Annotated in this window: 17 protein-coding genes; 14 read left to right on the forward strand and 3 right to left on the reverse strand. The window is 73.7% G+C overall.

Features of this window, described 5'->3' with window-relative positions:
- Positions 1-7: 7 nt before the first annotated feature.
- The 13 genes from ABZX96_RS23280 to ABZX96_RS23340 all read left to right on the forward strand — a co-directional run bounded on the left by ABZX96_RS23280 (position 8) and on the right by ABZX96_RS23340 (position 18,597).
- Positions 8-1,459, forward strand: a complete 1,452-nt coding sequence (locus ABZX96_RS23280) for a hypothetical protein (RefSeq protein ID WP_355547539.1) — start codon at positions 8-10, stop codon at positions 1,457-1,459.
- Entirely contained in the window at positions 1,456-3,549 is a 2,094-nt protein-coding gene (locus ABZX96_RS23285; protein ID WP_355547542.1) for a glycogen/starch synthase, read from the forward strand. The genes ABZX96_RS23280 and ABZX96_RS23285 overlap by 4 nt, the downstream gene beginning before the upstream one ends.
- Entirely contained in the window at positions 3,542-4,663 is a 1,122-nt protein-coding gene (locus ABZX96_RS23290; protein ID WP_355547544.1) for a sugar phosphate nucleotidyltransferase, read from the forward strand. The genes ABZX96_RS23285 and ABZX96_RS23290 overlap by 8 nt, the downstream gene beginning before the upstream one ends.
- The gene (locus tag ABZX96_RS23295; protein WP_355547547.1) at positions 4,660-5,631 is read left to right on the forward strand and encodes a carbohydrate kinase family protein; all 972 of its coding nucleotides are present in this window, start codon (positions 4,660-4,662) and stop codon (positions 5,629-5,631) included. Before ABZX96_RS23290 ends, ABZX96_RS23295 begins: the two co-directional genes overlap by 4 nt.
- The gene (locus ABZX96_RS23300) at positions 5,622-8,807 is read left to right on the forward strand and encodes an HAD hydrolase family protein (RefSeq protein WP_355547550.1); all 3,186 of its coding nucleotides are present in this window, start codon (positions 5,622-5,624) and stop codon (positions 8,805-8,807) included. The genes ABZX96_RS23295 and ABZX96_RS23300 overlap by 10 nt, the downstream gene beginning before the upstream one ends.
- On the forward strand, positions 8,804-10,957 hold the full coding sequence (gene malQ / locus ABZX96_RS23305; protein ID WP_355547553.1) for a 4-alpha-glucanotransferase: 2,154 nt from the start codon (positions 8,804-8,806) through the stop codon (positions 10,955-10,957). The genes ABZX96_RS23300 and malQ overlap by 4 nt, the downstream gene beginning before the upstream one ends.
- Positions 10,860-12,125 (forward strand): sedoheptulose 7-phosphate cyclase, encoded by a 1,266-nt coding sequence (locus tag ABZX96_RS23310; RefSeq protein WP_355547556.1) that lies wholly within the window; start codon positions 10,860-10,862, stop codon positions 12,123-12,125. Before malQ ends, ABZX96_RS23310 begins: the two co-directional genes overlap by 98 nt.
- Positions 12,118-12,501 (forward strand): cupin domain-containing protein, encoded by a 384-nt coding sequence (locus tag ABZX96_RS23315; protein ID WP_355547559.1) that lies wholly within the window; start codon positions 12,118-12,120, stop codon positions 12,499-12,501. The genes ABZX96_RS23310 and ABZX96_RS23315 overlap by 8 nt, the downstream gene beginning before the upstream one ends.
- Positions 12,482-13,522 carry an ROK family protein gene (locus ABZX96_RS23320; RefSeq protein WP_355547562.1) on the forward strand — a complete coding sequence of 347 codons (1,041 nt, stop codon included), beginning with the start codon at positions 12,482-12,484 and terminating at the stop codon, positions 13,520-13,522. Before ABZX96_RS23315 ends, ABZX96_RS23320 begins: the two co-directional genes overlap by 20 nt.
- A complete protein-coding gene (locus ABZX96_RS23325) occupies positions 13,519-14,454 on the forward strand; it encodes a sugar nucleotide-binding protein (RefSeq protein ID WP_355547565.1) in 936 nt (311 codons plus the stop codon). Before ABZX96_RS23320 ends, ABZX96_RS23325 begins: the two co-directional genes overlap by 4 nt.
- A 291-nt stretch (positions 14,455-14,745) precedes the next feature.
- Complete coding sequence (locus tag ABZX96_RS23330) at positions 14,746-16,236, forward strand: GMC oxidoreductase (RefSeq protein WP_355547567.1); 1,491 nt, start codon at positions 14,746-14,748, stop codon at positions 16,234-16,236.
- A 52-nt stretch (positions 16,237-16,288) separates the two neighbouring features.
- Positions 16,289-17,230, forward strand: a complete 942-nt coding sequence (locus tag ABZX96_RS23335) for an aldo/keto reductase (RefSeq protein WP_355547570.1) — start codon at positions 16,289-16,291, stop codon at positions 17,228-17,230.
- 56 nt (positions 17,231-17,286) lie between these two features.
- Positions 17,287-18,597: a glycoside hydrolase family 30 beta sandwich domain-containing protein gene (locus tag ABZX96_RS23340; RefSeq protein WP_355547573.1), complete on the forward strand. Its 1,311-nt coding sequence runs from the start codon at positions 17,287-17,289 to the stop codon at positions 18,595-18,597.
- Between the two features lie 315 nt (positions 18,598-18,912).
- Here ABZX96_RS23340 and ABZX96_RS23345 read toward each other — a convergent pair whose 3' ends face one another.
- A complete protein-coding gene (locus ABZX96_RS23345; RefSeq protein WP_355547576.1) occupies positions 18,913-19,311 on the reverse strand; it encodes an STAS domain-containing protein in 399 nt (132 codons plus the stop codon).
- Between the two features lie 104 nt (positions 19,312-19,415).
- Between ABZX96_RS23345 and ABZX96_RS23350 the strand changes: the two genes are divergently transcribed.
- A complete protein-coding gene (locus ABZX96_RS23350) occupies positions 19,416-19,946 on the forward strand; it encodes a helix-turn-helix domain-containing protein (protein WP_355547578.1) in 531 nt (176 codons plus the stop codon).
- 403 nt (positions 19,947-20,349) lie between these two features.
- Here ABZX96_RS23350 and ABZX96_RS23355 read toward each other — a convergent pair whose 3' ends face one another.
- Together ABZX96_RS23355 and ABZX96_RS23360 are read right to left on the reverse strand one after the other, a co-directional pair.
- The gene (locus ABZX96_RS23355; RefSeq protein WP_355547581.1) at positions 20,350-21,240 is read right to left on the reverse strand and encodes a universal stress protein; all 891 of its coding nucleotides are present in this window, start codon (positions 21,238-21,240) and stop codon (positions 20,350-20,352) included.
- A 242-nt stretch (positions 21,241-21,482) separates the two neighbouring features.
- Complete coding sequence (locus ABZX96_RS23360; protein WP_355547612.1) at positions 21,483-21,659, reverse strand: hypothetical protein; 177 nt, start codon at positions 21,657-21,659, stop codon at positions 21,483-21,485.
- Positions 21,660-21,980: the final 321 nt, after the last annotated feature.

Here is a 21,980-nt window from a genome sequence, read left to right on the forward strand (position 1 = left end):
GTCCCACGTGATCCCCGACGAACACCTCGAACCCTTGCTGCGCGCCGCTTCCTGGATGCCACGCGACCTGCGCGCCGCCCACCGCTACGAAACGGTCGACCACGCCGAGCCGGCGCCGGACGAGCTGCTGCTGGTCGTACGGGCGGTCGGCGGCCCCGCCTCCGGTGCACGGATCTTCGTCCCCGTGCACCGGCGGCCGTCCGGCGCCTGGGCCGAAACGCGGGACGGCGGGCCCTGGGGGCTCGCGACCGTGCGCCGGGTGCTGACCGGCGCGCGGCTGCGCACGGCGCGCGGCGGGTCCGTGGACTTCCGCCGCGCGCCCTGCGCGCCGGCCGGCGAGGTACGGCGGCTGCCGTTCGACCAGGGCTGGTCCTCCAACGCCCTGTCCCTGGTGGAGGCGGGCGGCTCCCCTTACGTCCACAAGACCTACCGGCGCCTGGACGAGGTGATCCGCGAACCCGAGGTGCTGCGCCTGATGAGCGGCACCGGGCGGACGCCCGAGTGGGCCGGGGACTGCGCCTACACCGATCCCGTCGACGGAACCCGGCATCCGGTGGGCGTCCTGTACCGCCACGCGCCCGGCCAGGGCATCGACGCGCCCCTGCGGGCGAACCTGCGCGCGCTGTGGCCGCGGCTCACCGGCGGCACCCCTCCCGAACGGCTCGTGCGCGCCCATCTGCGTCCGCTCGAACCGGGGCTGCGGACGGCCGGGCGTTTCCTGCGGGCCTTCCACCGCGACCTGTCGCTGCGCCTGGGCGAACCCGCCACCGGCTACCCCGTGGCCGACGTCCTGCCCCGGACGTCGGCGCGGCTGGACCGGCTGGCCCTGGCGGACCTCCCCCTCGCGCCGGCCGCCCGGAGCGCCGCCTTCGACGCCCTGCGGACCGAGCTGGACCGGCTGCGCTCCGAGCTGGGCGACCGGGTGACGGCCCCCGGCGCCGGTCCCTGCCACGGCGACCTGCACCTGTCACACCTGCTGTGCGCCGAAGCCCCCGACGGCACCTGGCGGATGAGCGTCATCGACCTGTCCACGCCCGCCCTCCCGTCGGACGGTCCCGGCTACGCCGCGCAGTCGCCCCTCCAGGACCTCGTCGCCGTCCGGCGCGCGCTGGAGTACTTCACGGCCGACGAGGCGGCCTTCGAGAGCGCCCGCCGGCTCGGCGTGGACGCGGACACCACCATGCACGGCTCCGTGGACGGCGCGCCGCACCTGCCCGACGCGCAGCGAGAGGTGCTGCGCACCGTCTTCCGCGCCGCGGACACCTGGCGCGAGCGGGTGCTGCGCCTGCTGCTCGGGCCCGCGCCGGACAGCCCGTTGCGGCGGCTGCTGTACCTGCGCCGCCTCCTGCACGAGCTGGGCTACAACCACGACCACGCCCGCCCCTACCACGCCGCGATCGACCTGCGCCACGCGCTCGCGCTGGCCTCCCCCGCCCCGACCCTCCACGCAAGGACGTGACCGTCGTGAACGCGCCCCGGATGCACATCATCGAGCACTACTTCGAGTGCTGCGGCTTCGACCACACCTTCCTGCAGGGCGGCACCTCCGTCTACCTGTGGAACCTGTCCAAGACCTTCGCCGCCCGCGGCCACCGGGTCTCCGTCGTCACCCCCGCCCACGGCCGGCTCGACGACCTGCGGCAGCGCTACGAAGTGGAGGACCTGCCCTACGAGGACACCTACACGCTGCCGCTGGTCCTCGACACCCGGGTGTGGCAGGGGTTCCCCGGACAGGTCGACCTGGAGCTGCGCACCACCGCGCACCGCATCCGCCTGGAGGGCGTCGACCTCTACTTCCTCGCCAACGACCAGCTGAACCGGCTGCCGGACACCTTCTACCCGCCGTACTCCGCGAAGGGCCGGGACCTGGTGTTCTTCAAGCCGCTGGTGTTCCAGGTGGACAGCGTGCGGTTCCTGCGCTCCTGGTTCCGCGACGAGAAGGCCGTCGTCCACACCCACGAGCCGTACTACCACCACCTGCTGCCGGCCGCCCTGCGCGAGGACCCGGCGAAGCTGGTCGTCAGCAACGTGCAGAGCAACATGCCGATCACGAAGAAGGTGTACGGGCCCGAGGTAACGCGCCTCTTCGACCTGCTCGGCGTGGACGTCGAGCTGCCCGCTCCCGACCCCGAGCCCGACGTGCCCCCGGCCATCGTCCAGTACCAGCAGCTCACCCACCTGCACTACACCTACCCGCCGGATCATGTGGCGATCTACGAGCTGACCGCCGAGCACGCCGACCTGATCGACTTCCTGTCCCCGGGCCAACTCGACTTCTACGCGGGCTTCCGGGACACGCCCTTCGAGCCGCTCTTCCGGCGGCTGCCCATCTCGGACGTCGTGCGCCGCAACGCCCACAAGATGTTCGTCGGCGGCTGCGCCATCTCCGACCGGTGGCTGGCGTGGGACCCCGCCGGGGTGGACCGGGCGGAGGTGCTCGGCGGGCTCGGCCTCGACCCCGCGCTGCCGACGTTCTTCCACAACGCCCGCTACGCCGTCCACCACAAGGGCCAGATCGAACTGATACGGGCCGTGGACCGCGTGCTGAGCGAGGGCCTGAAGGCCAACTTCGTCATCCGCTGCGTCAGCGCCAACGGCATCGACGACCCGCTCTTCCACGAGGTCGCCGCCCGCCACCCCGGCCGGCTGCGCTTGGAGTGGGAGCGCGTCGAGGAGGCCCACGTCTTCGCCCGGGCAGCCGCGTCGGACTTCGCGCTGTTCCCCTCCAAGTTCGAGATGGACACCTTCCTGATCGCCCAGGGCGAGGCCATGGCCGTGGGCGCGGTGCCCATCGCCACCGACCAGCGCGGCATGGAGCACTTCCGGCACGCCGACGGCCCGGAGACGACCACCGGTTTCGCGGTCATCCGCTCCTTCGCGGAGGACGACGCCCTGCTCACCGACGCGCTCGCGGCAGCCATCCGGCAGGCGGCGGCCCTGTGGTCGGACGACCCCGGCCGCTACCGGGAACTGTCCGACCGCGCCTCGGCCGTGGCCCGCGCCTTCACCTGGGACCACTGCGCCGATCTGCACCTGGCGGCGTTCACCCGGCTGTGGGAGGGCCGCACCCCCGCCCTGTCCACCGAACTGGCCCTGCGGCACGGATGGTTCGACCTGCTCGCCGACGACCAGGTCACGACGGAGGCCGCGATCGAGCACGGTGACATCGAGGCGTACGAGCGCCGCGCCCCGCTCGACGCGGACGCCGCCGCGCGGATGTTCCGCGCCGCGTGGCGACGCGCCGACTTCGCCGCCTGCGAACGGGTCCTGGACCGGCTTCCCGGGGCGGTCCCCGCGCGGGAGGCCCACCTGCTGCGCACCCGCGCCCGCGTCCTGGCCGACGGGCGTCTGGAGTACCGGCTGCCGCACGCCGAACGGGTGCAGGCCGTGGAGGCGCGGCCGGGCCCGGCCAGGGCCCTGCCGTCCGTACGCGCCCTCGAACGCACCGGCCCGGGCGTCTTCGTGGGCCAGGCGCCGGACGCCGACGGCCGACTGCTGGTCACCTTGTCCAGCGGCCGGACGGTCTGGGACGAGGTGCGGCATGGCTGACCTGACTGCCCCTCTTGTGCGAAAACTGCGCGCGGTGCTGCTCGCGGGCGGCGAGGGACAGCGGATGGGCCCGCTCGGGGCGGGGCGGCTCAAGCCGCTCGTGCCCTACGGCGGCGCCTGCCGGCTCATCGACTTCAGCCTGGCCAACGCCCGGGCCTCGGGCCTCGCGGAAGTGCTGCTGCTGTCCCAGTACGAGGAGCGGCTGCTGATGGACGACCTGCACCGCGTATGGAACGCGGAACCGGGATTCCGGGTGCGCTTCGGCCCATACGACGCCGCCTACCGCGGCCGGGAACTGCCCGCGGAGCTGCCGCGGCGCACCTGGCCCCCGGAACGCGGCACCGCCGACGCCCTGATCCGCAAGGCGGAGTACATCTTCACCGACGGCGTCGAGGACGTCCTCGTGCTGCACGCCGACCATGTCTACCGGTACGACTACGGCCCCCTCGTCGCGGCGCACCGCGCCTCGGGCGCGGCGCTGACCGTCGCCTACCAGCGGATCGACAGGCGCTGGGTGCACCTGTTCGGCATGGTCCGCTTCGACGGCGGAGGCCGGCTGACGGAGTTCGCGGAGAAGCCCGAGAACCCCACCTCCGACCTGGTCTTCGCGGCGTTCTGCGTCTTCGACGCCGCCGTGCTGCGCCGGTACCTGGCCCTGCTGGACGGCACCGGCTGGCAGCACGACATCAGCCATGACGTGATCCCCGCGATGCTCGCGGGCGGAGAGCACATCCGCGGACACGAGGTGCGCGGCCACTGGGAGGACATCGGCACCGTCGAGCGCTACCACCGGGCGCATCTGGCCCTCGCCGCGGGGCCGCGGGCGCCGCTGCCCGTCGAGCGGATGCCGCGGACGGTACGGCCGGGGGTCGGGCGGCGCTGGGTCGCCGACGCTCCCGGGGTGCGCGCGTCGGTGATCCCCTCGGACCTCGTCAACGCCGGGCGGGTGGCGGACAGCGTGCTCTTCCCCGGGGTCCGGATCGGCGCGGGAGCACGGGTGCGGCGCAGCGTGGTGCTGCCCGGCGCGGTGATACCGCCGGACGCCGACATCGACGGGGCGGTCGTCCTGGAGGACGGACGGATTCAGCACGTTGCCGAAGGAGTGAGGGCATGACCACGCATCAGGAGCACAACGGGGAACGGCGCCCGGAGGACTACGACGTCCTGGTGGTGGGCGGGGTCGGGGTGGACACCATCGTGCGCGTGGACGAGTTGCGGGTGCCGCCCGGCGACTCGGTCTTCGTCGAACCGCTGCGGGACTACGTCGGGCACACGGGCAACGGTGTGGCGCTCGGCTGGCACGCGCTCGGGCTGCGGACGAAGTTCGTCGACTTCCTCGGTGAGGACCCGCAGGGCCGGATGGTGCTGGAGCACTACGCCCGCCAGGGCCTGGACTTCAGCCACGTCGTCTCCCCGCACGGCACCCCGCGCTCGGCGAACCTGGTGGACCGGCAGGGCCGCCGCTTCTCCTTCTACGACGGCCGGCACCCCGACGACCTCAGGCTTCCCCGCGACTTCTACCTGCCCCACCTGGAGCGGGCGGCCCACGTCCACCTGTCGATCGTCGGCCACAACCAGGACATGTACGAGGACATCCACCGCCTCGGCGTGACCAGCTCCACCGACCTGCACGACTGGGACGGGCACGACCCCCATCACCGCCACTACGCCCTGCGCTCCGACTACGTCTTCCTGAGCGCGGCGGCGGTCCGCGACGGGCTGTCCGCCGTCATGCGCGCGATCCTCGACGAGGGCCGGGCCCGGTTCGTGGTCGCGACCGACGGAGCCGACGGCTGCCACCTGCTGGAACGCGGGGACGAGCAGGTCCGGCACTTCCCCGCCGTCCGTCCGGAGCGTCCGGTCGTGGACAGCAACGGCGCCGGTGACGCGTTCGTCACCGCCTTCCTGCACGCGTACTTCGAGAAGCGCCCGATCGAGGAGTGCGTGCTGGCCGGCTCGGTGGCCGGGGCGTTCGTGTGCGGCAGCGAGGGCACCCACACCGAGTTCATCGACCTGCCGGGGCTGCGCGCGGCCAGCGGCCGGGCGGCGACGGGCTGGCGAGGGGCCGATTCGTGCATCTGATCCTCTTCGCCTTCGAGTGCGGCGGGTTCGACAACCGCCTCATGCGCGGCGGGCTGTCCCCGCTGGTGTGGAACCTCTCGCGCGAGTACGCCGCCCGCGGTCACCGGGTGTCCCTGGTCACCCCGGCGCACGGACTGATCGACACGCTGCGGCGCGAGCACCCCGTGACGGAGGTCCCCTACGTCCACGAGCACCGCGTCCCGCTGGTCCTGGACCCCAAGGTGTGGCCGGACCACCCCTGTGAGATCACCCTGGAGCTGACCACCCGGGCGCACCGGCTGCGGCTCGACGGCGTGGACGTCTATTTCCTGTCCGACGCCTTCCTCGACCTGCTGCCCGACCGGCTGTACCCGCCGCCCGGCACCGAGGGCAGGGACCTGGCCCATTTCAAGCCGCTGGTCTTCCAGGTCTCGGGCGCCCACTTCATCCGGCGGTACCTCGGCGGGGAGGAGGCGGTCGTCCACGGCTTCGAGCCGTACTACCACTACCTCCTGCCGCCCCTGTTCGCCGGCGACCCGTCCCTGCGCACCGTGAGCACGGTCGCGGCCAACGCGCCCGTCACGCAGAAGGTCTACCGCCCGCAGGTGGAGCGGCTGCTCGGCCTGTTCGGCGTGCGGGCCGACCTCGACGCGCTGGAGGACGAGCCGCCCGCCGAGGACAGCCCGGGGGCGACCCTGTCACGGGCCCTGGCGGGCACCCGGATGCACGCTGAGTACGGGCCGGACCACGTGGCCGTCCTGCCGCTGGTCCTGGCACACGCCGATCTCCTGGACTTCGTCTCGTCCGGCCAGCGGGACCACTACAGCACCTTCCGCGACACCCCGTTCGAGGCCCTGTTCCGGACCCTGCCGGTGTCCCGCATGGTGCGCGCCCAGGCGCACAAGCTGTTCACGGGCGGCTGCGGGATATCCGGCAGCTGGCTGGCGCGGGACCCCGCAGCCGTGGACCGCGAGGCGGTCCTGCGCTCCCTGGGCCTGGATCCCGTGCTGCCGGTCTTCTACCACGCCGCCCGGTACGCGGTGCACCACAAGGGCCAGTTCGAACTGGTCCGCGCCGTCGACGAGATCCTGACGAGCGGCACGGAGGCGGCCTTCGTGCTGCGCTTCGCCACCAGCGGGGGCGGCGGGCAGCCGGCCCCCGTCGGCAACGCGTACTTCCAGAGCGTCGCCGACCGCCACCCCGGCCGGGTGTACCTGGACTGGCGCCTGGCCGACGAGGACACCCTGTTCGAGCAGGCCGCCTGTGCCGACTTCTGCGTCTTCCCCTCGAAATTCGAGCTCGACGGGTTCCTCATCGCCCAGGCCGAGGCCATGGCGTGCGGCGCGGTGCCGATCGCGACCGCGCAGAGCGTCACGGCCCACTTCGGGCACACCCTGCCCATGGACGATCCCCGGGCCACCGGGTTGTCGCTGCCCGGCTCGTTCCGCGACGACGACCCGGCCCTCACCCGCGCGCTCGTCGCCCGCGTACGCCAGGCCGTGGAGCTGCTGCGCGCGGCCCCCGGCGACTACGCCCGGCTGTCGGCCAACGCGCGGGCCACCGCCCGCCGGTTCACCTGGGCCCGCGGCGCCGACCGGCGTCTGACGGCCTTCGAAGGCCTGCTGCGCGGGCGGCCCAGGCCCTTCCCCGCCGAGGACGCGGTCCGGTACGGCTGGTTCGACTCCCTGCCCGACGCCGCATGGGAGCGGCACCGGGCGCTCATCGCACGGTCGGCCGCGGCCCTGGGCAACGCGGCGGCCTACGGGCGTGCCGCGCCGCTCGACGAGGCGGCGTACGCGCGTCTCTTCGAGGCCGCCCACGCCCGGGCCGACTTCGCCGCCTGCGCCCGTACCGCGCGGGCGGCCGGCCGGGCGGACTGGGCGGCACGGGTGCGCGGGCGGTACGAGATACGTCTGGACGCCGCGCGCCGCCGGCACCTGACGTACCGGCACCCGGAGGCGCGGCACGTGGAAGTGGCCGTACCCGGCACCGGCGTGTCCGCGTCGGACCTGGAGTCCCCCGCCGAAGCCCTCGCCTCCGACGAAGCGGTGCCCGCCGGAACCGGCGTCGTCCTGGTGCCCCTGGTGGCAACACGGGAAGGCGTCTTCGAAGGCGTCCTGCCCGGCCCGCCGGTGGGACGCCACCTGCTCGTCATGCTGACGCTGGCCTCGGGACGCGTCACCTGGGACACCGTTCCGTCCGAGCCGTCGGGGCTCTCCTCCGAGCCGCCCGGCATTTCCTCCCAGCCGTCGGGGCTCTCCTTCGAACCGTCCGGCGTTCCTTCCCAGCCGCCGGGGCTCTCCCTCGAACCGTCCGGCGTTCCTTCCCAGCCGCCGGACCTCTCCTTCCGGCCGTCGGCCGTCCCGTACGGGTCCGCGGCCGGCTCGCCGCCCTTCCGGCTCGTGGCGACGGACCTCGACGGCACCCTCCTGCGCAGCGACCAGTCCGTCTCCGAGCGCACCCTGCGCGCCCTCGCCGCGGCGGCCGGGGCGGGGGCCGCCCATCTCGTGGTCACCGGGCGGCCCGCCAGGGCCTGCAAGCAGTATCTGGACGCGCTCGGCTACCGCGGGCTCGCCGTGTGCGGGCAGGGCGCCCAGCTCTACGACGCCGGCGCCGACCGGCTGCTCAGCTCGGCCCCGCTCGACCTCGACCTCGCCCGCGGTGTGGTCGAACGCGTCGAAGCCGCGCTGGGGCCACTGGAACTCGGCGTCGTGACGGCGCCGCCGGAGAGCCGCTTCAAGGTCACGCCCCGGTTCGGCGAACGCGTCCGGCACGGCTGGGACGTCACCACCGACCGCCGGCTGCTGTGGTCGCACCCGATCGACAAGCTGGTCCTGCACCATCCGGGCCTCCCGGAGGACGAGGTCGAGGCCGTGGCGCGGCGGTTGTGCGGTGACGAGGTCACCGTGGTGCACTCGGTGCGGGGGATGGTGGAGGTGCTGCCGGCGGGCACCACCAAGGCGGCCGGCGTCGAACAGGCGGCCAGGCTCCTCGGGCACGACGCGGCCGGGACCATCGCGTTCGGCGACATGCCGAACGACATCCCGCTCCTGGCCTGGGCCGGGCACGGGGTGGCCGTGGGAAACGCCCATCCGGCGCTGCGGGCGATGGCCGACGAGATCGCCCCCGCGAACGACGACGACGGCGTCGCCACCGTCCTGGAACGTCTCTTCGGCGGCTCGGAGCAGGCGTCATGAGCGAGGCCCTGCGGGAACTGGCCCGCGCCCACGGCGTCTCCACCGCCTACACCACCGACCGGGGACGGCGGGTGACGGTGTCCCCGGACACCCTCGTGGCCGTGCTGGCCGCGTGCGGGGTCGACGCGGCCACCGACGCGTCGGCCCGGGCCGCTCTGCGGGCCCACCGTGAGCGCGCGGCGGCCCGGTCGCTGCCTCCGTGCCTCGTCGTGCGGGGAGCCGTCGTGCCACGGCTGGACCTGCCCCGGAACGCGAGGGTGGAAGTGGAGCTGGAGGAAGGCGGCACGGCGGCCCTGTCCGGCTCCCTGCCGGTCGGCAGGCACACCGTGCACGTCAGCGCGGCGGGGAGGGCCGAATCCGCGCCGCTGCTCGCCGTACCCGCACGGCTGCCGGTGCCGGCCGAGCGGCACTGGGGGTTCCTCGTCCAGCTCCACTCGGTGCTCTCGCGCCGCTCCTGGGGCATGGGCGACCTCGGTGACCTGGCGGAACTGGCGTCCTGGTCGGGGCGCGCGCTCGGGGCCGGCTTCGTCCAGCTCGGCCCGCTGCACGCCGCCGAACCCGGGCCGCTGCCGGACCCGTCGCCGTACCGGCCCAGTTCCCGCCGCTACCCCGATCCCATGCACCTTCGCGTGGAGGCCGTCCCCGAGTACGCGTACCTCAGGGGAGAAGGGCGGCGTACGGCCGACCGGTGTGCCGCCCAGGCCGGGGTGCTGAACGAGGGCATGCTGCGCGGCGACCTGCTCATCGACCGGGAGACGGTGCGCTCCCTCAAGCACGAGGCGCTGCGGGCCGTGCACGAGGTGCCGCTGTCGCCCGGGCGCGCCGCCGCCTTCGCCCACTTCACCGCGCGTGAAGGGCGGGACCTGACGGACTTCGCCACCTGGTGCGCGCTGGCCGCCGTGCACGGCAAGGCGTGGCGGTCCTGGCCGGCCGCGCTGCGCGACCCGCGCTCCCCGGCCGTGGCCCGGGCCCGCCGGGAGCTGGCCGCCGAGGTCGGCTACCACCGCTGGCTGGCCTGGGTCACCGACGAGCAACTGGCCGCCGCCCAGGCCGCCGCCACGGACGCGGGCATGGGCATCGGCCTGATCCACGACCTGGCGGTCGGCGTCGCCCCGGAAGGCGCCGACAGCTGGGCCCTGCAGGACTGCCTGGCCGCGGGCATGAGCGTCGGCGCGCCGCCGGACGACTTCACCCCTCACGGCCAGGACTGGGGCCAGCCGCCATGGCGCCCCGACGGGCTCGCCGCCGCCGGCTACGCGCCCCTGGCCGGACTGCTGCGGGCCGGGCTGCGGCACGCGGGCGCCCTGCGCATCGACCATGTGATGGGCCTGTTCCGGCTGTGGTGGGTGCCCGAGGGCCGGTCGCCGTCCGAGGGCACGTACGTCCGGTACGACGCCGAAGCGATGCTGGGCGTGCTGACGCTGGAGGCGCACCGCGCGGGAGCCGGTGTGATCGGCGAGGACCTCGGCACGGTCGGGGCCGGTGTCCGTGCGGCGCTCGGCGAGCGGGGCATCCTCGGCACCTCCGTCCAGCGGTTCGAGTACCTCGGGGGCTCGGAGGGCCGGCACGGCCCGCTGCCGCCCGACCGGTGGCGGCGCGACTGCCTGGCCACGCTCACCACGCACGACCTGCCGACGACCGCGGCCTGGCTCAGCGGCGAGCACGTCGACCTGCGGGCCCGGCTGGGCCTGCTGACCCGTCCGGAAGTGGAGGAGAAGGCCGAGGCCGCCGCCGAACGCGACGGCTGGCTGGCCGAACTGGAGCGGCTCGGGCTGCTGCCCGACCCGGACGGCGATCTCGTCGCGCTGCACCGCTTCCTGTGCCGCACCCCGGCCCGCCTGCTCGGCGTCTGGCTGCCGGACGCGACCGGCGACCGCAGGCCCCAGAACCTTCCCGGAACGTCCGCGGCGTACCCCAACTGGCGGCTGCCCGTGAGCGACGCCCAGGGCCGTCCCGTACCGCTGGAGGACCTCCCGGGCCGGCCCCTCGTGGCCGCCCTCACCAGGGTGTTCGCGGACCTTCGCACCGACGCGAGACCACGTAAGGAGAAAGATGTCAGGCCAGATTCCCGACCGGGTCGGCCCCTCGCCGACGGAGGGCCGCGACGGCCCCGGCGATGTCGTCCTGAGAGCGCCGACGGGGGTGAGTGAGGACGCCGGCGGTTTCGCGCTGAGAGCACCGGACGGCGTCCGGTACCGGGTCGACCTCTCCTCCGGGGTGCTCGACCCCGGCAACGCCCTGCTCGGCGGCTACCTGGAGGACCGCCGTGTCGTGGCCTTCGTCAGCCCGGCCGTGGACCGGCTGTACGGCGAACGGCTGCGCGCCTACCTGGACGCCCACACCCCGCCGGGTCAGTGGACCCTGCACGTCATGGCCACCGGCGAGCACCGCAAGACGCTCGCGGCGGTGGAGCACGTCTGCGCCCTGGCCAAGGCGGACGGGCTGGACCGGCGCGGCCTGATGCTCGCCGTCGGCGGCGGCATCGTCGCCGACGTGGTCGGCTTCGCCGCGTCCATCTACGCGCGGGGCATCCGGTACATCAAGGTCAACACCACGCTCGTCGGCCAGGTGGACGTCGGCGTGGGCGTCAAGACGGGCGTCAACGCCCTGGGGACGAAGAACATGTTCGGCGCCTACCATCCGGCGCACGCCTCCCTCAACGACCCGGCCTTCCTGGCGACGCTGCCGCACCGGGAGATCCGCTGCGGGCTCGCCGAGATCGTGAAGATGGCCGTGATCCTGGACGAGGACCTCTTCCGGGTACTGGAGCGCCACCCGGACGCGTTCCGCCGCCCCGCCGCCGGCCCGGCGGAGCACTCATACGCGGAGCACTCGCCCGCGGAGCTGGAGAGGTACATCCTGCGTACCTCGATGCGCCTGATGATGGAGGAACTCTGCCCCAACCTGTACGAGCGTGACCTGGCCCGGCTCGTCGACTTCGGCCACACCTTCAGCCCGCTGATCGAAACGGCCGGCGGACACCGGCTGGAGCACGGCGAGGCGGTCGCCGTCGACATGGCGCTGTCCGCGCATCTCGCACGCCTGCTCGGCCTGGCGGACGAGGAGACCTGCCACCGCGTCGTCCGGCTGCTGCGGCGGATCGGGCTGCCGGTGTTCGATCCGGTCACCTGCACACCGGAGCTGATGACGCGGGCGCTGTGTGCGTCATGGCAGCGCCGGGGCCGCAAACTGCACCTCGTCGTGCCGACCGGCATCGGCAAGGCGGCCTTCGTGGAGGAGCTGGCGGACATACCGGGGAACGTCCTGGAGGACGCGCTGAAGGCGCTGGCGGCGGACGGGGAGCGGCGCGATGGCTGAGCCCGTGTCCAATCTGCGGCACCTGATGGCGGGCAAGGAGCGGGACCACGGAGGTTCCGGCACGATCCTCGCCCACCGCGTCTTCGCGCGCCGGGCCGGTGCCCCGGGCGCGGAGTTCATCGACCTGGCCGTCCTGCCGCCGGGGACCTCGATCGGCCGGCACCGGCACGGCGCCGACCGCGAGACCTACATCGTGCTCGACGGCAGCGGTCTGATGTTCCGGGACGGCGAGGAGTTCCGCGTGGGCCCCGGCGACATCGTCGTCAACGCGCCCCACGGGGAGCACGGCCTGGTCAACGACTCCGAACGGGACCTGCGGCTGCTCGTCTTCGAGGAGGCGCTGGAGGAGGGGGCGGGTGAGCGGCGTGCCGGCTGACGACGTGTTCACCGTTCTCGACGTAGGCGGCACGACCTTGCGCATCGGCACCTACGACCCCGAGACGGGTGCCCTTTCCGAGGTGCGCCGGATGCCGGTCGACGGCAAGCACCGCGCCCCCGGCGCACCGGTGCCGGCACTGCGGCGGCGGGTGGTGGAGCAGATCGTGCGCGAGGTCGCCGCGCACACGGGCGGACGGCCGCCGCGCGCGCTGGGCGTGGCGTTCGCCGGACCGATCACGGCCGCGGGGCTCGTCACGGCCGCGCCCACCATATGGGGGCGGCGAGGAGACCCGCTGCCGCTCGGCGCGCTGCTGTCCGAACGGACCGGCGCTCCGGCCGTGGTGGTGAACGACCTGACGGCGGCGGCCTGGCGGTACGCCGCCACCGAACCCGGCGACTTCTGCCTGCTGACCGTCAGCTCCGGCATCGGCAACAAGGTGTTCCGCGGCGGCGAGGTCCTCGTCGACGCCGACGGCCACGGCGGTGAGCTGGGCCACTGGGTCTGCGACCCCTCCCCCGACGCGCCGCTGTGCGACTGCGGGGGCCGCGGCCACCTGGGCGCCATCGCCTCCGGCCGCGGTGTGCTGGCGGCGACACGGCGGGCCGCGCACGGTGACGGGGCCGCCTTCCGCGGCTCCCGGCTCGCCGCGCTGTGCGACGGCCGCGTGGAGCGCATCGGCAACCGGGCCATCGCCCGGGCGGTCCGCGCGGGAGATCCCTTCACCACCGAAGTGCTGCGCGGCACCCTGGTGCCGCTCGCCCAGGCGATCACCGGGGTGTTCGCGTCGATCGGGGTGTGCCGCTACATCCTGGTGGGCGGCTTCGCCCTGGCGGTCGGCGAGACGTACCGGCGCCTGCTGGTGGCCGAGATCCGGCGGCTGGGCTGCTTCGGCCTCGGTCCGGAGCGGATCGACGCCATGGTGTCGCTCGGCGCGGCCGACGACGACCACGGGCTGATCGGCGTGGGCCGCCTGCTGGCCGCGCGGACACCGGTGCCCTCCCCGCAGGGGGCGCCATGACCGGTGACAGCACCCTGGTCGTGGGCAGCGGACTGATCGGCACGGCGATCGCCCGGCGTCTGGCGCGGGCGGGCGAGCCCGTGACCCTCGTCTCGCGCCGCCCGCCCGACGTGCCACCCGACGGCCACGGAGCCCGCTGGGCCGCCCTGGACGCCACCGACGTCCGCGACTGCCGCCGTCTGCTGGACCGTCTCCGCCCGGAGCGCGTCGTCCTGGTGCACGGCCCGTCCGACGTCACCTGGTGTGAGGCCAACCCGGACGAGGCGCGGGCCGCGCACGTCGCCGTGGCGGACACCTTCGCCACCCTGACACCCGGCTCGCGGATCGTCATGATCTCCACCGACAACGTCTTCGACGGCGGATCGCCGCGCAACACCGAGAGCACTCCCCCGGCACCGGCGAACGCCTACGGCCGGGCGAAGCTGGCAGCCGAGAGGGCACTGCTCGCCGGGGCGCCCCGGTCCGTGATCCTGCGGGTCAGCCTCGTCTACGGCCACGAACCCGCGGACGCGGGCAAGTGGCTGAACTTCTTCGCCGCCTGCGCCCACCGGCTGCGGCGGGGAGAGCCGGTCGAAGCCCCCGACGACCACTGGACGACACCGGTGCTCCTGGACGACGTGGCGGAGGTGACGGCCGCGCTGCTGCGTTCCGGGCTCGCGCCGCCCCCGCTGCTGCACCTGGGCGGGCCCGACCGCGTCACGCGCGCCGAGTGGGCCACCGCCATCGCCCGGGCGCTGGGCGCTCCCGCGGAACTGGTCAAGCCCGTACCGCGCGCCCGCACGCGCTACGCCTCCCGCCCGGTGAACGCCTGCCTCGCCAGCGAGGTGCTGCCGGCTCTGCCCGTCATCGGGGACATCACCGTCCGGGGGGTGCGCGAGGGAGCCCGCCTGCTGGCCCCCGCGTTCACCGCGACCGCGCCCCCGGCCGCCTGAACCCGCCCCGGTGCCCGCACACACGTCCGCACGAGGAGCCCCCATGCCCGCAGCACCCACGCGCCGCCGACACGCCCGGCCCTACCCGGCCCTGCGCCGCGACTCCCCTCGCGGCACCGCGAGACCGGGCAGGATCCCGTCTCCGGCGGGCGCCACCGGCCGACGGCCGACCGGCCGCTCCGCCGTCCGGGCCCGCTCGGAGCGCGGCCCCGGTGCGACCGCCCGCACTCCCGGCCGCCCCTCGGCCGTCCTCCTTGTTCCCCACGCCAGCAACCACTCGACGGAGCGATCGTGACGAACTCATCCGCCCTTCCCGGCTACGACGTCGTCGTCCTCGGCGGCGGAGTGGCCGGCTGCGTGCTGGCGGCCCGCCTCTCCGAGGATCCCGGCCGTTCCGTGTGCCTGGTGGAAGCGGGCCCCGACTACGGACCGCGGCAGGAGAACTGGCCCCGGACGATACGGAACGCCCGGGCCCTGCCCCGCGACGACGTATGGGAGCGGCACACCGCCCCCTACCGCGTCCGGGCCCGCGTCCTGGGCGGCTCCTCATGCGTCAACGGCGCCTGGAACACCTGGGGTTCGCACGCCGACCACGCCGAGTGGGCACGGGCGGGCGGCGACCGCTGGTCGGCCACGGCGATGGAACCGTACCGGCGGCGGGCCATGGAGAGCATGGCGCTGCGGACCGTCCCGGACGGCGAACTCTCCGTCTGGGCGTCGTCCGCCCTCCTGGCCGCGCGGGACCTCGGCCACGAGGAGGTGGACATGGCGGCCCCCGGCCGGCCCGGTTACGGCCGCCCGCTGCTCAACGCCGTCGACGGCCTGCGCTTCAACGCCGCCTTCGCCTACTTGGACCCGGCGGTCCGGTCCCGGCCGAACCTGACGATCCTGAGTGACGTCCTGGTGGACCGACTCGACGTACGGGCGGGCCGGGTGCACGGCGCCCACGCCGTGCTGGACGGCCGCCGCGTGACGCTGACGGCCGACACGTACGTGCTGGCGTGCGGCACCTTCGGCTCCCCCGCCGTACTGATGCGCAGCGGTGTCGGACCGGCCGCGCACCTGGAGGAGAACGGCATCCGGTGCGAGGTGGACCTGCCGGGTGTCGGCGGCAACCTGTCCGACCAGCCCGGTGTCTTCGTCCCGCTGTCCCCCACCCGGGAACTGAACGCGGCGCTGGCGGCCAAGGAGGCGGACGGGGAACTGTACGTCAGCCGGATGCTGATCCGGGCCGCCAGCGCGTACTGCCCGGACGGTGCCTGGGACCTGCATCTCCTGCCCACGGCCGGCCCGCCGCTGTTCGGCGGGCTGCCTCCCGGGCGGTACGAGGCCGGTGTCTCCGCCTTCCTGATGAAGCCCGCCTCTCGCGGGCACGTCCGGCTCCGCTCGGCCGACCCGGCCGAACCCCCCGGGATCACCCCCGCCTTCCTGACCGATCCCGGCGGCCGTGACCTCTCGGTCCTCCGATCGGGACTGGAGAAGGCGCGGGAGCTGGCCTGGGCCATGAGGTCCCTGGCGACGCCGGGGGAAGGAGCCCCGGCCCACACGCTGCCCGACGCCGAACTCCGCGGCCGGGTGGGCACCTACTGGCATCCCGTGGGGACCTGCGCCATGGGCCCGGCGGACGACCCGCACACCGTGGCCGACGGGCAGGGCGCCGTTCGCGGTGTGGCGGGACTGCGGGTGGCCGACGCCTCCATCCTGCCGACCGTGCCCGCCGCCAACACGCAACTGCCGGTCCTGGCCGTCGCCGAGATGCTCGCCGAAGCCCTCGGCACCTGACCTCGGCGCCACCCCCCGCACCTACCGCTCCTCCCCCCACCTCGGAGACCGCATGGCAACACAGACCGACATCCGCGCGCACAAGCTCGCCTACGGCTGCATGGGACTCGGCGGCGACTGGGACACCCGGCCGTACACACCCCAGGACATCCAGCACGCCGAAACCGCGATCGAGGCGGCCCTGGCCGCCGGCATCACGGCCTTCGACCACGCCGACATCTACCGGTACGGCAAGTCGGAGGCCGTCTTCGGCGAGGTGCTCGCCCGTACGCCCGGGCTGCGGGAGCGCGTCGTCCTCCAGACCAAGTGCGGCATCCGGCTACCCGAGGGCGACCGGCCCGGCCACTACGACCTGCGGGGAGCGAGCATCCTGCGACGGGTCGAGGAGAGCCTCGCCCGGCTGCGCACGGACGTCCTGGACGTCCTCCTCCTGCACCGCCCCGACCCCCTCGCCGACCCGCGGGACATCGCCGGGGCGCTGTCCTCCCTCCACGCCCAGGGGCTGGTCCGCCAGTTCGGCGTGTCCAACATGAGCGGCCCGCAGATCGCCTCCCTCCAAGCCCACCTGGACGTCCCCCTGGTCGTCGACCAGCTCGAAATGAGCCTGGAGCGGCGCGACTGGGTGGAGGCGGGCGTCCTGGTCAACACACCGGCCGCCGCCCGGAACGGCTTCGCCCCCGGCACGCTGGAGCACTGCGCGGCCAACGGCATCCGGCTGCAGGCATGGGGCGCACTCGCCCAAGGCCGCCTCACTCGACCGGACACGCCGGTGGGCCACCTCGTCACGACCCTCGCCCGGCGCAAGGACACCACACCCGAAGCCGTTCTCCTGTGGTGGCTCCAGCGCCACCCGGCGGGCATCACCCCCGTCGTGGGCACCACCCGCCCCGAGCGCATCGGTGCCTGCGCCGACGCGGTCCGCCGCGAGCCGGAACTCACTCACGAGGAGTGGTACGAGCTGTGGGTCGCCGCACGGGGCACCCCGCTTCCCTGAGGACCACCCGACCACCACGCACCGCACCGCACCGGAAAACGAGAAGAGGACGCACCATGCGGCAAGACCCGACCGAGCCCCGCAGCGGCGAGCGCAGGCCTCCGAGCCGGAGACTCCTCCTGTCGGCGATGGGGGCCCTGCCGGTCCTCACGGCGACGGCACCAGCCGCGGGGGCTCCGCGGGCCGCGGCCGTGACGGCCGCCACCACGGCGGTCATCGACCCCTCGGCTCGGCGGCAGACGATCCGGGGCTTCGGCGGCATGACACACGCGGCCTGGATCGGCGACCTGACGGCCGCCCAGCGGGACACGGCGTTCGGCACCGGTGAGGGACGGCTCGGGTTGTCCGTGCTGCGGATCCCCGTCCCGGAGAACCAGGCGGACTGGAGCCGTGACCTGGCGACGGCCAAACGCGCGGTCCAGCTGGGAGCGACCGTGTTCGCCTCACCGTGGAATCCTCCCGCCCACATGGTCGAGACCTTCACCCACGGCAACCAGACCAACGCGAAACGCCTCAGGCACGACATGTACGGCGCCTATGCCCGGCATCTGAACGACTTCACCACGTTCCTGCGGAACAACGGGGTGAACCTGTACGGCATATCGGTGCAGAACGAACCCGATTACGCGCACGACTGGACGTGGTGGACCTCCGGCGAAATGGTCCGCTTCCTGCGCGAGAACGCCGGCTCCATCGGCACCAGGGTCATCGCGCCCGAATCCTTCACCTACACGAAATCCGTGTCGGACCCGATCCTCGACGACCCCGCCGCGCTCGCCAACGTGGACATCATCGGCACCCACCTCTACGGCACGCCGTTCACCGACTTCCCCTACCCTCTCTTCAAGAAAAAGGGCGCGGGGAAAGAACTCTGGATGACCGAGGTCTACCACCCGGACAGCACCAGTTCGGCGGACCTCTGGCCGCAGGCCCTCGACGTGGCGGAGCACATCCACCACGCCCTGGTGGACGCCGAGTTCCAGGCGTACGTCTGGTGGTACATCCGGCGCGGCTACGGCCCGCTGCGGGAAGACGGCCACATCAGCAAGCGAGGTGCCAACCTGGCGCACTTCGCCAGGTTCGTCCGCCCCGGATACGTACGGGTCGAGGCGACGGCGACCCCGGCACCGCACGTCCACGTCTCGGCGTACCAGGGCGGCGACTCCACCGTCGTCGTCGCCGTCAACAAGACCGTTTCGCCGGTAAGCCAGCGGTTCACCCTGAAGAACAGCGCCGCGTCCCGTGTCTCGTCCTGGCTGACCGACGCGAGCCGGAACGTCGCTCCCCAGGGCACCACCGGCGTGACCAACGGCTCTTTCACCGTCACACTTCCCGCGCGGAGCGTGACGACCTTCGTGACGGTGTGACGCGGACCCCGGACGGGAACTCGCCGCCACCAGGCAACTGATCACCGAGTGCTTCCGCTCGAAGGCTCAGGTCAGCAGCCAGGCCAGGACGACGGCGAAGCTTCCGTCAGCGGGCGCCGTACCTCCTACCGCGCCGGATGGGCAGGCCACGCGCTCGCCCTTGGTCCGTCGGCCGCCCGAAGCCGGTGGTGCGGACCTGACGCACGTCCACGGCACCGGGTGCGGCGGGGTGATCCACCGCACCGGCGTCGAACGTGCCGCCCGCGGGGACCTCCCCGGCAGCTCAGCTCTTCGCCCCCCCTGCTCATGAACGGCTCAGGCCACGAGCCCGCTCGCCTTCGCGGAAGGCGTGGGGGGAGCGTGGACGAGCTCCCACAACAAGCGCGGCTGGTTCATCCAGTTGACGGCGGCGGTCGGAATGCCGTGGCGCCGCCCGAGGCAGTCCAGCCGGTGGAGGAAGTGCAGTCCGGCGGAGTCCATGAAGGAGACCTCCGCCATGTTCAGCACGATGCTGTCCGCGTCGTCCAGCAGACTCTCCAGTGCCCGGTCCAGCACGCGCACCGAGCCATGGTCGATCTCTCCGCGCGGAGTGAGGACCGCGCAGTGACCGCTGCGCCGGATGCGGACCGTCAGCCGATCCGCCGAATCCGAACAAGACGCGTTGGTCTTCGGGCACATCCTCCTACCATGACAGTGACAGACAGGTCTGTCCATGTCCGTCCGGGGCCATCTCAGGGAGGCCGGCAATGACGAGTGACGATGCCGTGTCACCGCGATCGGGGAAGCCGAATTCCCGGGCCGGTGCACGGGAGCGCATCATGGAGACGGCCTACGCGTTGTTCTCCCGCCGCGGCATCCGGGCGGTGGGGATCGACGAGGTGATCGCCCGCTCCGGCGTGGCCAAAGCCACCTTGTACCGCAACTTCCCCTCCAAGCAGGACCTGGTCCTGGCGTTCCTTGAGCGCCGGGAGGAGCGCTGGACACGGGGCTTCGTCGAGGCCGGAGCCCGCCGGCGGGGAACGAGCGGGGAGGAACGGCTGCTGGCCATCTTCGACGTGTTCGACGAGTGGTTCCACAGCGAGGACTTCGACGCCTGTGCCTTCATCAACGTCCTGCTGGAGATGGGATGGGAGCACCCCTTGGGCCAGGCGAGCATCACCCACCTGGAGAACATCCGCTCCCTCGTCCGCGCACTGGCCGAGGAAGCCGGACTGCGGGACACCGAGAACTTCGCCCGGTCCTGGCACATCCTGATGAAAGGCTCGATCGTCTCCGCCGCCGAGGGCGACGCCCAAGCAGCCCGGCCGGCACAGGAGATGGCCCGCTCCCTCATCGAACGGCACCGCTGAACCACGGCACGCTCACGCATGCCTCGCTCCAGGGCTTACGTGGCTCGGCTCCTGTGCGGACGGCGCGCCGGTGCTATCGGAGCCTTGGTGGGGCGCCGCGGCCCCGCGTGCGTCACACTGCCGGGAGCCTGCCGAACATGCCGGCCCGGCACCGCGAGGACGGTCGCGTCCAACCGGCCAAGAGGCATCATGGGACACCCCCCTCCCGTTGGAGGGCCCGCATCTTGTGCGCACCACCCGGACGGTCCGGTGTCCCCGGACCTGCCCAGCACTTGCCTCGCGCCGTCACCCCGGCCCCCGGTGGCCTTCTCTTCCCCCATGTGCCGCCCTCACCACGCAACAGGCCCCCGCACAAAGGCACGGTGCGCAGCGCGCGCGGCGCGAAGTGCGGGGCGCGGGTGCGTCAGTCCACCGGAACCACGACCACCGGGCCGTGCGCGTGGTGGAGCACCGCGTGCGTGACCGGGCCCAGTTGCAGACCCAGACGGTGCGGACGGCGGTGGGCGGCCAGCACCGTCACCTCCGCGTGCCGGCCGGCCTCGATCAGGGCGCGGGCCGCGCCCGCGCACACGGCCTCCGACTCCACCCGTACGTCCGGGTAGGTCTCCCGCAGCGGCGCGGCGGTGAACTCCGGAACCGCCTCGGCACCCTTGCGCAGCCGCTCGAACTCCTCCCCGGACAGGTGGTAGGACGCCCCGGGAACGGCCGGCGGCGCGGTGGGGTACTGCCAGGCATGCAGGACGCGCAGGGTGCCGCCGAGCCTGGCCGCCTCCTGGAAGGCGAAGTGCAGCGCCGGGACGTCGGCCTCCGATTCCACACCGACCAGGACACCGCCGCCCTCCACCTCCGTCTCACCCCGCACCACCATCAGCGGAGTGGTGCAGTGCGCGGCCACCCGCAGACTCACCGACCCCAGCAGCAGCCCGGCGAACCCGCCATGCCCGCGCGTACCCACCACCGTCAGCCCGGCGTCGCGCCCGCAACGCAACAGCGCGCGGGACGCCGACTCCGTGGTCAAGGACGGGATCACCACCAGGTCCCCGGCCCGGTCACGCGCCCGTTCGGAGGCCCCGTCGATCAGCCGCCGGGCACTGGCGTAAAGCACCTGCCCGTTCTCGTCGGTCACCCCGAAGTCGGGCAGCGGGTGCTTGCCCCAGGGCCAGCCGCACACGATCTCCAAGGCCGTACCGCGCCGCACGGCCTCGTCCGCCGCACGGTCCAGAGCGCGTACGGCCGCGTCCGAGCCGTCGAAACCGACTATCACACGGCCGGGAAAGGACACTTCCTGTGTCATCGCAACCTCCTCGCCCCACACGCCGCCTCGACGGAGGCACGGGCACCACCGGTAGGGGTCATGTGCCACGCACGGGAGCGACCGGATGCGGACGCCCGGCGGAGAAATCGCGCCCGGGCGGGCCAGGGCCGGGTCCAGGTCGCCCCGAACCCGTTCCCTGTCTCCACCGTCCGCCGCCCGGGGTGGGCTGCCCAGGGCCTTGTGGCCCGGCATGCCGCGGCATCGGGCCCCCGCGGCGGCGGTCAGGGCACCGCACCGGCCGGATTCCTCATGTGGTGGAAGGAGCATGCCGCCGTCTGGTCGCCGACCGTCTCGGCATCGCCGGTGCCCGCTGGGGGCTTCACGGTGCCGAAGCCGTCCTCCGGCTCCGCGCCCTCGCTGCCGGGGCCCGTCGGCCGGCCGCGGATCGTGGGGGCCACACCCTTCACCTTCGGTGTCCCGGCTTGTAGGCGATGTCGAAGTGGGACTTCTTCGGAGTAACGCACCAGCGCCGGAAAGGGCCGCCTCGGTGGCCCGTGGCCTCGGTGGTCCCGCGGTCCTGCGGTCCGGCGTCGGCGAGGTCGCGTCGGGGCGTCGGCGGCCGGGCCGGGGGAGGCGGCCGGGGCGTCGGGGACGCTCGGGTGGCCCGCGCGCCGCTGGACATGGTGCGCGGGCCCCCGGGCGGGCCGGAACGGTCGGGGCCGGGTGTCCTGTCGAGGCGCCTTCGCAGGTCGCGGCTCGCCGGTCTGCGAAGGCGCCGA

This window comes from Streptomyces sp. NPDC003077, from assembly GCF_040611095.1.
Lineage (GTDB): Bacteria > Actinomycetota > Actinomycetes > Streptomycetales > Streptomycetaceae > Streptomyces.

Excerpts from the sequence above, each read along its gene's own strand:
- ABZX96_RS23290 (WP_355547544.1), top strand. The coding sequence starts at position 3,542 with ATGGCTGACCTGACTGCCCCTCTTGTGCGAAAACTGCGCGCGGTGCTG.
- ABZX96_RS23295 (WP_355547547.1), top strand. The coding sequence starts at position 4,660 with ATGACCACGCATCAGGAGCACAACGGGGAACGGCGCCCGGAGGACTAC.
- malQ (WP_355547553.1), top strand. The coding sequence starts at position 8,804 with ATGAGCGAGGCCCTGCGGGAACTGGCCCGCGCCCACGGCGTCTCCACC.
- ABZX96_RS23310 (WP_355547556.1), top strand. The coding sequence starts at position 10,860 with ATGTCAGGCCAGATTCCCGACCGGGTCGGCCCCTCGCCGACGGAGGGC.
- ABZX96_RS23315 (WP_355547559.1), top strand. The coding sequence starts at position 12,118 with ATGGCTGAGCCCGTGTCCAATCTGCGGCACCTGATGGCGGGCAAGGAG.
- ABZX96_RS23325 (WP_355547565.1), top strand. The coding sequence starts at position 13,519 with ATGACCGGTGACAGCACCCTGGTCGTGGGCAGCGGACTGATCGGCACG.
- ABZX96_RS23335 (WP_355547570.1), top strand. The coding sequence starts at position 16,289 with ATGGCAACACAGACCGACATCCGCGCGCACAAGCTCGCCTACGGCTGC.
- ABZX96_RS23340 (WP_355547573.1), top strand. The coding sequence starts at position 17,287 with ATGCGGCAAGACCCGACCGAGCCCCGCAGCGGCGAGCGCAGGCCTCCG.
- ABZX96_RS23345 (WP_355547576.1), bottom strand. The coding sequence starts at position 19,311 with ATGGACAGACCTGTCTGTCACTGTCATGGTAGGAGGATGTGCCCGAAG.
- ABZX96_RS23350 (WP_355547578.1), top strand. The coding sequence starts at position 19,416 with ATGGAGACGGCCTACGCGTTGTTCTCCCGCCGCGGCATCCGGGCGGTG.
- ABZX96_RS23355 (WP_355547581.1), bottom strand. The coding sequence starts at position 21,240 with ATGACACAGGAAGTGTCCTTTCCCGGCCGTGTGATAGTCGGTTTCGAC.